At 31.6% G+C, this 10,052-nt stretch carries 8 protein-coding genes; 5 read left to right on the plus strand and 3 right to left on the minus strand.

Features of this window, described 5'->3' with window-relative positions; all coding sequences use genetic code 11:
* Positions 1–8: 8 nt before the first annotated feature.
* Positions 9–131: a hypothetical protein gene (locus CKF54_RS08285; protein ID WP_262407827.1), complete on the minus strand. Its 123-nt coding sequence runs from the start codon at positions 129–131 to the stop codon at positions 9–11.
* A gap of 446 nt (positions 132–577) precedes the next feature.
* Here CKF54_RS08285 and CKF54_RS06780 point away from each other — a divergent pair, with 446 nt between their 5' ends.
* The 3 genes from CKF54_RS06780 (at position 578) to grpE (ending at position 3,419) form a co-directional block, all read left to right on the plus strand.
* Positions 578–1,894 (plus strand): hypothetical protein, encoded by a 1,317-nt coding sequence (locus tag CKF54_RS06780; protein WP_119525603.1) that lies wholly within the window; start codon positions 578–580, stop codon positions 1,892–1,894.
* A gap of 152 nt (positions 1,895–2,046) precedes the next feature.
* The gene (locus CKF54_RS06785; RefSeq protein ID WP_119525604.1) at positions 2,047–2,538 is read left to right on the plus strand and encodes a hypothetical protein; all 492 of its coding nucleotides are present in this window, start codon (positions 2,047–2,049) and stop codon (positions 2,536–2,538) included.
* Between the two features lie 17 nt (positions 2,539–2,555).
* Positions 2,556–3,419 carry a nucleotide exchange factor GrpE gene (gene grpE, locus CKF54_RS06790; RefSeq protein WP_119525605.1) on the plus strand — a complete coding sequence of 288 codons (864 nt, stop codon included), beginning with the start codon at positions 2,556–2,558 and terminating at the stop codon, positions 3,417–3,419.
* A gap of 58 nt (positions 3,420–3,477) precedes the next feature.
* On the opposite strand, the gene CKF54_RS06795 is transcribed toward grpE, so the two are convergent.
* The gene (locus CKF54_RS06795) at positions 3,478–4,545 is read right to left on the minus strand and encodes a rod shape-determining protein (protein WP_119525606.1); all 1,068 of its coding nucleotides are present in this window, start codon (positions 4,543–4,545) and stop codon (positions 3,478–3,480) included.
* Between the two features lie 135 nt (positions 4,546–4,680).
* On the minus strand, positions 4,681–7,839 hold the full coding sequence (locus CKF54_RS06800) for a hypothetical protein (RefSeq protein ID WP_119525607.1): 3,159 nt from the start codon (positions 7,837–7,839) through the stop codon (positions 4,681–4,683).
* Positions 7,840–8,161: 322 nt separating this feature from the next.
* Between CKF54_RS06800 and CKF54_RS06805 the strand changes: the two genes are divergently transcribed.
* Both CKF54_RS06805 and CKF54_RS06810 read left to right on the plus strand, forming a co-directional pair.
* Positions 8,162–8,917: a single-stranded DNA-binding protein gene (locus CKF54_RS06805; protein ID WP_119525608.1), complete on the plus strand. Its 756-nt coding sequence runs from the start codon at positions 8,162–8,164 to the stop codon at positions 8,915–8,917.
* 54 nt (positions 8,918–8,971) lie between these two features.
* Positions 8,972–10,027 carry a single-stranded DNA-binding protein gene (locus CKF54_RS06810; protein ID WP_119525609.1) on the plus strand — a complete coding sequence of 352 codons (1,056 nt, stop codon included), beginning with the start codon at positions 8,972–8,974 and terminating at the stop codon, positions 10,025–10,027.
* The last annotated feature ends 25 nt before the right edge of the window (positions 10,028–10,052 follow it).

A 10,052-nucleotide genomic window follows, 5' to 3' on the forward strand; every position in this document is an offset into this window, starting at 1 on the left:
TTGAGTAATTAACCATTGCTTTGCTTATTACCATTTTGTAATGAACGTTTACGATTTAAACGTACTAGTCTGTGTTTGAAATTCATTACTCTACGTAAGTTTTTGATAGATTTCTTTTTAATTTTACGCATATGTACTCCTTATTGAGTTGTAAAAACATTAGTAAACATAAAGTTTTAAATAGCGTAAGATTCTATATTAGTTTTACTTAGTAAGAGTAAGGTTGCCTGAGAAGAAAGTAAAACTAATTTGTCAGGATAATTTAAACTTTGTATTTACTTTTATCTAAATTTTTATCTTTAACAAATACAAGCTTAAGCTTGTTAAAGTATGGTTAATTTAATGTGCACCTAAAAGCATTTGCTTTAATTTTGCTTTAAAAACAATAAGTAATAACTTTATATTTTTTACGTTGCAAAATTTGCACATTTCTACGTATTTTACTAGCATTTGTTAATACTGTCAAATAAATCTTATAAAACTGTATAATTTGTAGTAGTTTAAGAGAGAAAAGTCTAATAAAGGTAGATAACTAATTTATAATAGATAGATGTTTTTAATCTAGACCTGAAAAATTATGAAAGAATCTTACGTAATAAATTCACCAGCTAAATTAAATCTGCTTTTAAATGTTGATGGAAAATGTAGCAATGGATACCATGCTATAAGTACATATTTTAAAATTCTGCCACAGATATCTGACTATTTATTAGTAACTTGGGAGCAAATTGCTGACCCTAGTACTATGCCTGCTAATTTAAAAGAAGCTGGCAAAATCTTCTTAGAAAATTTAGAAATTAACGGTTTTGATAATATAGCCTCAAAAGAAGAAAACCTGATTTATAAAGCAATTTATCAACTAGTTAATAGTCCTGAACTTTTAAGTACTTGCGAGCTTGAGCATATTAAACGCTTTGCAAGCTATAAATTAGTAGTAAACGTTGATAAAAGAATTCCGGTACAAGGAGGGCTCGGTGGTGGGTCATCAAATGGTTCTGCTATTTTAAAAGCTGTAGCTCATCGCTTTTTTCCTCTATTAACTCCTAGTAATCTAGTATCAATTGCCCAAAGAGTAGGGGCTGATTGTTCGATTTTTGTTTATGCTAAATCTTCATTAGCTTATCGTATTGGTGATTTACTTTTTACTCCGCAATATAAAGAGTTTTATTTAATCTTTGACCAATTATTTAGATATGTAGAAAGAGCTGAACAAGAGTTAGCAAGAAATGGCTATGATTTAACAGATCCTTTAAGCTTTTATGACTACGGTTCAAGAGAGTTCAAGATTTCTGAAAACACTGCCTTTGTGCATCAGTTATTGTTAATTTTATTAGACTTAACTCGTTTACTAATCGAAGCAGTTAACCGTAATCCAAATATTATTCCGGATCAAGCACTAGACTACATTAGTTTAGCTAAACACTTAGAACAAAAATATAGTAGTTGGTTAGATGGCTATTTCTTAGTATTTACCTCTGACTATAAAGTAAACACTAAAGAAGCTTTTAATAACTTAAGTAGCGAAGTAGCACAGCTTCATGATGAAGATGTTGAGTTTTATAAACAAATTTCCTTACAAAGTTGGACTAACATGCTAAGTGATTTTACTTTAGACGTTAATGGTAATGAAAAGAACGTGAATTCCTTTGCTGCTTACTTCTTTAGTTCAAATCCTCTTATTAATAATTTAAAAGAGAAGTTTAGTAATAATTTACAGCTAACTGGAACTGGAGCTACTTGTTACGTTTATGTTCCACGTTCTGAAACATTATTAAATTGGTATCTACGTAAGTTTAAAGATTTTTGTTTAACTAATGAACAAGCTGCAGAGAAAAACTTACAGATGTATAAAATAGATACCTTAACTTCAAAAATTGAGATTTGGTCAGCTTAATCTAAAAGTATAAAACATAGTTAAAAAGACGTAAATATTTAAAAAGTAAAAGAGATAAAGCGTTTTTTAACTTGATTTTTTAGATTTTTGCTATATATTATACATAGGAAAGTATTATTAATAATAAAACAAAAAATCTCTAAGGATTTAGTATGACTAAAGAAGTAGATTTAGAAGTTTGTCCTGAATTAGCTGAATTAAATAGAATTGCTACTAATCTAGCTAATGATGAACTACCTCAAGATCTTGAGCAAAGTTTAAACGATTATTTAGTAGTTACTTTGAAACTAAATGAAAGCGTTAAAGCTTATAATGAGTTACAAAGTGAATTAGTACAGTTTACAGATGAGTTAAATAGTATTAAAAGAACTTTAAGTTTTGAAGAATCTACTCGTAGCTTATTAGTAAATGGTGTGAGAGCAAAACTTTACGAAGAAAGTTTAAAACCAGCTCTAGTAAAATTAAAAGAAGAAGTAAACAAATACTATGCTTTATGTGAAAGCGAAGAGAATCTTAGAGCTAGTGTTGAAGGGGTAAAACTAATTGTTAAATCTTTTGAAGATGCTTTAGCAAGTCTAGGTGTTCATCAGAAAGAAGAGCAATTAGATACTCAAGAAACAGAGAAGTCTGAAGAAGAGAAATAGTTCTAGGAGTGACTGAGATGCATTATAAAGCTGATTTTAATAAAGAAAATGAAACTTCAGTAGAGACTGAAGAAGTAAAAGCAACTGAACAAACTCAAACTGCAGAAGCAGAAGCAAAAGCAGAGGAAACAGAAGCTAAACAAGAGACAACAACTCAAGAGGAAGCTGACAATACAGCAGAAGCTAGTTTTGAAGACAAAGAGAATACAGAAGTGGAAGCTGAGGTAGTTGAAGAGCCTAAGATTGATTTAGCAAGTGAAGTTTCTGACAAAGGTTTTGTTTCTGAAAAAGCAATTTCTTATCTAGAAGATACTATTAAAGCTCTGAAAGAAAATGCTTTAACTGAAGAAGAGCAAAAAACTTTAGTTGCGCAATTAAAAGTATTAGTTGCAAAACAATACGAACAAGTAAAAACAATTTTAACTACAGATTTAGATAGAGATACCCAACGTTTAGCGGGTGCTAAATACATGTTAGAAGAAGAAAAGCGTCGTTTAGAGCGTGCTAAAAGAGATAGTAATAACGCTAAAGACTTTGCTAATGAGAAAATTGTAAAAGATGCAATTAAACCTTTATTCTCTAACTTAAACTTAGCAATCAGCCGTTTACCAAAAGATTCAAATCATCAAGATTTTGATCAGTTTACGGGTAACTTAGTTAGCTTTGAAGCGGAATTCAAAAAAGCTTTAGAAGCTCATGGAATTAAAATTTATGGTCAAGTTGGTGATAAGTTTGATCCTAATATCCATGACGCTGTAGCACAATACCCATATCAAACTCCTGAACAAGCTGGAACTGTAGCTCATATAGTTTCACAAGGTTATGAGTTAAATGGTAGAGTTGTTTCTCCAGCTTCTGTAGTAGCTTACCAAGAAGATTAATAAAATAAATGCCTAACTATTATCTAGTTAGGCATTTATTTTTATTTAATTTTTTGCACTAGTTATGAGGAATTTCATCAGTTGTAAATGAATCATAACCATCACGAATGATTTTTTCTAATGCTTTACCGCCACCACGAGCAACACAAGTTAGAGGCTCGTCCGCGATGTAACAACCAATACCTGTTTTATCAGAGATTAGTTTGTCAATATTTTTTAATAAAGCGCCACCACCTGAAAGTGTAATACCATTTTTATAGATATCAGCAGCTAGTTCAGGTTTGGTTTTTTGGATAGTTGATTGAACTGCACGTACAATTTTATCTAGTGGATCAGCGATTGCTTCTACTACATCATTAGAAGTAATAGTTGCTTCACGAGGAAGATCTTCATTAATATTAAAACCTTGGATAACAATAGTTTTATTTTCTTCTTCGCTTAAGTAGATTGCAGAACCTACTTCATGTTTAATACGTTCAGCAGTGTGCTCACCGATTTTTAAACCAAATTTTGTTCTAATGTGTGAAATGATAGCTTCATCAATTTGGTCACCACCAACTCTTTCAGAGATTGCACATTCAATCCCGTCTAATGAAAGTACAGCAACTTCTGTTGTACCACCACCGATATCAACGATGAAAGAACCTTTAGGAGAACTTACAGGTAAGCCTGCACCTAATGCAGCAGCCATAGGCTCTTCAATAAGGTATACTTCACGCGCACCAGCACCTAAAGCCGCTTCTTTAATTGCACGACGCTCAACTTGAGTAGATTGGGCAGGTACACATACTAATACACGCGGACTTGGGCGGAAGAAATAAGTAGGTTTGTGAATTTTTTTGATAAAAAACTGTAACATCTTTTCAGTTAAAAGATAGTTTGAGATTACACCATCTTTTAACGGACGAGAAGCTAGAAGGTTTTTAGGAGTTTTACCTAACATAGCTTTAGCATTGTGACCAACATCAGCAATGTCAAGTAAAGCACCATTTGCATCACGACGTACAGCTACTACTGATGGTTCGTCTAGAACGATACCTTTATCACGTACGTAAATTAGAGTGTTAGCTGTTCCAAGATCGATTGCAATATCGTTTGAAAACATTCCAAAGATTTTTTTAAACATTTATTTTCCAGATTGTATTAGTACTTATTTGTGAAAAACTAAGAGGAGACTTTTTTCTCGCTAATATTATAGCAAAAATCTAATTAAAAATTATTAAAGTGAACCTTGACATTATAACAAAGAGTAAAAATGATCTTAGTTTAAATGCTCAATAATTTTTTGGTAATTTAAGTGATAATTAGAAATCTCTTGCATAATACTACTAAGATATGGGCTATTTTTTGAATTTACAGTGTCGAGTAGATCTTTTATTGTTCCGGAGAAAATAACTTTACCACCTTTTTCAGCTGAACCTGGACCAAACTCAACAAGGTAATCACAGTTGTAGATTAAATCAACATTGTGTTCAATAATAACAAGCGTATGCCCCTCATTTTTTAGCTCTACCATAAAGTCTAACATAGATTGAATATCATCAAAGTGTAAGCCTGTGGATGGTTCGTCAATAATGATTAGACATTCTGGGTTTTTACGTCTTGTTTTAACGTCAGTGATAGAAATTTCTTTGATAAGGTATAGCCTTTGTAGCTCCCCACCAGAGATATTACTTAAATAGCGGTTAAGATTTAAATGTCCTAAGCGGAAACGCTTTAAATATCCTAGTTTTAAGATAATATTTTTTAAATTTAAAGAAGGATTACGTTTGTGATATTTGATTAAGAAATCAAAGGCTTGATCTACAGTTAAATTACTAAATTCGGAAATATTGTATTTAACACTGGAATTAGGATCGTAAGCAATAGTTTCTGCAAGGACATATGGAGCAAATCCAGCACCATTACACTCAAAGCAGGTAACTTTCTCTACATTATCCTCTTCGAGGTTAATTGTAATAAACTGCTTCCCTTTACATTCTGGACAAAGATTTTTTGTGTATTTTCTTTTCACAACAAAATCTTTGGCAGTTAGGTTTTTAGCCTTACCTTTTTGTTCACGTTGAAGCATTGCACTATTTTCATAAAATAGGGTAGCAAGCTCTTCATCCATCTCGATAAATTTGAGTAGAGTTTTACTATAGTCATTTTTACCAATAGATTGACTAGCATAAAGAACGCGATCAAATCTACTTAGACGTGATTTCTTTTCAAAACCAATCCCGAGAATATTATCTAGCTTAAATTTTTTCTGCAGATCTTTTGGTAAGCAACGTTTTGTTTCAAATTCTTTTTCTTTGATTTTTAAACAAGCTTCAGTTGCTGCGTAAAGCACTTTATCCGCAAATATTGATTTACCAGAACCAGAAACCCCTGTAATTACGTTAATAGCATTGCGCACAAGCGTAATTGTTTCTTGTTCAAAGTAACCCACATTGATGTTTTTATAAACAATTTTAGTGTGATCTTTTAACTTTTGTGCTCGATATTCTGGAGAAACCAAGGTTTTTACTGCAACACCTTGTTCTTTCGCATACTCTTCAATTTTTTCTAAAGTAAAAGTACGTTTGTAATTGGTATTAACTAAAGCAACTTTAAGGCTTTCTTGATCGATAGTGGCTCTTAAACTATCGAGCTCTTGGTTATACTCAAAATTATTTACTTCAGATAAAACTTGAGATATTGGTTGCTCAAATTTGAGATATTTATTTAAAGCAAGGTCAGCTTTATCTAAATTCGCTCTTTGATCATTAAATAAAATATTTCCTTCATTTAAGTAGATAAGGTAGTCAGCTTGCTCAATAAAGTCACGATCGTGTTCAATAGCAATAACAGAATTACCTTTTTCTACGAGCTGACGGATTTTTTTAATTAAGCGATGATTATCTGCAGGGTGTAGACCAATTGAAGGTTCATCTAGGATATAAGTTACATTTGTAGTTTGACTACTTAGAATTTTACTTAGTAAAATACGTTGAACTTCGCCACCAGATAAAGTATCAATTTTACGAGCTAAGTTAAGGTAAGTAATGTTTATATCAATTAAATGCTCTAGTTTTTCAACAATTTCACCGATTAAAGCATTTTTAAAGGCTTCTAAATCGATAATTGAAGAATTAGCTTGCTCATCTTCAATAGTGGTAATTTGAGCTTTTAAGAAAGAGTGAAGCTTTTCTAAAGTTAAGTTATAAAGCTCTGCATAATTTTTATCAGCAAAGGTAGCTTGGAAAATGTGCTCTGCTAATCCTGTACCAAAACATGTAGAGCAAAGATCTTTGGTACTATTATCTTCAACTGGATCAATCCCAGTGCCACCGCAGCTCTGACAGCGGTGTTTACCATAAGTTGAAAAGGTAGAAGGATTTTTTAGATCAAGGATTTGTTCTTTATCCCCCGAGCTTACTGTACTGATTAGACTATGGTCTTCTACTTTCTTATTTAGTGGAGAGTAAAAGCCAATTTGAGGCGGATAAACTAATCTTAGAGCGTTAAAGTTTTTATTACTATAGTCTGTAACTTCTTTTTTATCGAGTTCAGTTAAACCTAGAGAGGTTAAATTAGTTAGTAAAGAAGCATTTTGATTGAATAAGTCTTGAAATAGTTTTTCTTGAAATTGTAAAACTTCATAAAAATCTGACTGGAGTTCAACCAAGAAATCTTCAGATAAAACTTTCCCATTACGGAACTTGTTAAAAGAAACGTCAATACTTTCTATTGCAAAAGGCAAGTCATTAACTTCAAAATCTTTAAGATCATAGAAGTCAAATAAGTGCTTTTTATTAATGATAACTATATCTAGATAAGAAGAATAGAAGTCTTCAATTATGTTTAAGATTTTTTTATTAAAGTCGACAATTTCTTCTTTACTCAAATCCTTAGCCGAAGAAAAATCTAGTTTCTGTACGCTTGGAATAAGTGCTAAAGGTACAGGCATAGTTAAGTAAAAACGTTGTTGTATGCGGTCTTTAACTACTTCATAAAATTGCTCATCAGGAGCTGGAGAATCTTCAATTAATTTAACTAAAGTTTCATAAGTTAAAGCTTGATTACCTTCTTGATTATTAAATGTTGCAAAGTAAGTAAAAAGAAGATTTAAAGGATGATCAATACCAAGAAGTTGAGCTAAATTTAAACGTTTATTTTTATTGATAAAGCGTTGGCTTAAGTACTGAATAGGAGTTATACCTGTAACTTGTAAACGCTTGTTATTATTGTAATATGAGCTTATATTAAAGGATTGCGGTGAAAGGTTTAGGATCTCTTGTGATTTAGGGATGAGAATGTCTTTAATAAGAGTTGTTTTACCACTTCCAGATGGCCCTGAAAGAACAACAAACTGATTTAAAGGAATTTTTAAATCAGGGATGTGTAAGTTGTTAACATAGGCATTTTGGAGGTGAATAAATTTATTTTCTTGCATACTTTAATTTGGATGATACGTAAAGATATCTAATATTATACGTGATTTATCGGCAGGATTAGGTATTATCTTAACTATACTTTTATAGTTTTAGAAGTCTATAAATAAGATAATTATGTTATAATGAAGCATATCCTTGTAAAAAGAATATCATTAATAATTAATATTGCTACTTCTCTAGTAATTAGTTTAAATGTAACGATTTAAATTACGGAAAAATAAGAAAACGAAAGTAAAAAATTTAAACGAAAAATTATTTAAACGAATATTAAAAAATTAATGATCTATCGTAATACATTTTAATCAGTTATAGGAGCATAGTATGGCTTTATACTTAAACCGAGTGACTTTAATCGGTAACTTAGGACAAGATCCTCAAGTATTTAATGGTCAAGGTTATACCCTTTATACTTTCTCTGTTGCTACTTCAAGAAGTTACAGAGATAATAATACCGGTGAATGGGTAAATGCTACAGATTGGCATCGCTGTGTTGTTTTCTTAAATAGTAATACCCCTCAACCTTTAGCACAAGCAATACAAAATATTCGTAAAGGTTCATATGTTTACGTTGAAGGTTCATTACGTAATCGTAAATATATGGATCAAGCAACTAATACTGAAAGAAATACGATTGAGATTTCAGTAGAAAATCTTCATATTTTAGAAAGACAAAACTTTGCTAATAATAGCAATGGTTTTGCAAATCAGAATTCATTTAACTCACAAAACAATCGTTCTGGATTTAATAACCAAAACGCAGGTTTTAACAACGGTGGGTTCAATAACCAAAATTCAGGCTTTAGCAGTCAGAACTCAAACTTTAATAATCAAAACTCGCAAGATTCTGGATTTAATAATCAATCTTCAGGTTTTAATAGTGGTTTTTCTAGCAATGCTAACTCAGGAACTACTGCAAGTTGGGGCAATAGCTCGACAACTTTCAAGAAAGAAACAAGCCAAAGTAGTCCTTACGAAGCAACTGAAAGTCAACCTTTAAGTAGTAAAGCTACAAATCAAACAGTAAGTAAAAATGTTGTGGCTGAAGAAGTTGATTCTGACGATCAAATTCCATTCTAACAAATATAAGCTCTTGCGTAAGCAAGGGCTAAAATTAGATAAGGATATTTAGCTATGGCAATGTATTTAAATAAAGTTTACTTAGTTGGGAATGTAGGTAGAGATCCTGAATTCTTTCAATCAAGAAATGGGGAGTTTGCTGCTTTTTCGTTAGCAACAAGTACTTTTTGGTTAGATCGTACCACAAATCAGTGGCAAAGTAATACAGATTGGCATAGAATTGTTTGTTACAACGAAAGATCTGTAAGAGTGATCCACACAATAGCTAAAGGTTCTTTAGTTTTTGTTGAAGGAAGTATAAAGTCAAGAAAATATTTGGATAAGCTAACAAATACAGAAAGAACTTCGATAGAGATCCAAGCTGATACTGTGCAAGCTCTTATTCGTCCTCCACGTAATAATGAAAACCAATATGGTGATGTAGATGGTTATGGTAATGGAAATTATGGTAACAATAGTTTCATGAATAACCCTAATGGCAATAATTACGCTGGCTACAATAACCAGAATTACTATAACGGTAATCAAAATAGTTATCAAAACCAAAATAACTACCAGAACCAGAATGGTTTTCAAAATTCCAATAGCTATCCGAACAACTATCAAAATAGTTACCAAGGAAATAATTGGGCGAATAATAATGGCTACTCACCTTATGGTTCTGAACAAAATTTAGCAAATCATTATGCCCCGCAGTCTCAAGGTTATCAACAAAACTTTGCTGATGATTACATGAATCATCAAGCTAGCTTGAATCAATGGCAAGAAGATTCTGGTGCAAAAGCAAATTCTAATTTTGGCGCAAATCAGGACGCTGTATATGAGCAATATAAAACAGGTCCTCAATCAGCAATAAATCCAAATGCAGATTTAGTTGTATCTACACAATACAGCCCTGAAGATAAAGTTAAACTAGCACAGGAAAGTTTAACAGCAAAACAATCTCCTGATCATGATTTTGTTGATTTAGATCTTTTAAAAGATCAAGATGATAGTGATTTTTTAGAAGAAAAGAAAGCTAAAGACGTAAAAGTGAAAGAGAAATCTTCAGCTTCAAATACGTATGAAAGTGAGAGCACTTCAATTAGTGAAGATGATCTACCATTTTAAATTATTACAATAAAAATAATCCCTA

It is taken from the genome of Psittacicella hinzii (assembly GCF_003585885.1).
Classification (GTDB): Bacteria; Pseudomonadota; Gammaproteobacteria; order Enterobacterales; family Psittacicellaceae; genus Psittacicella.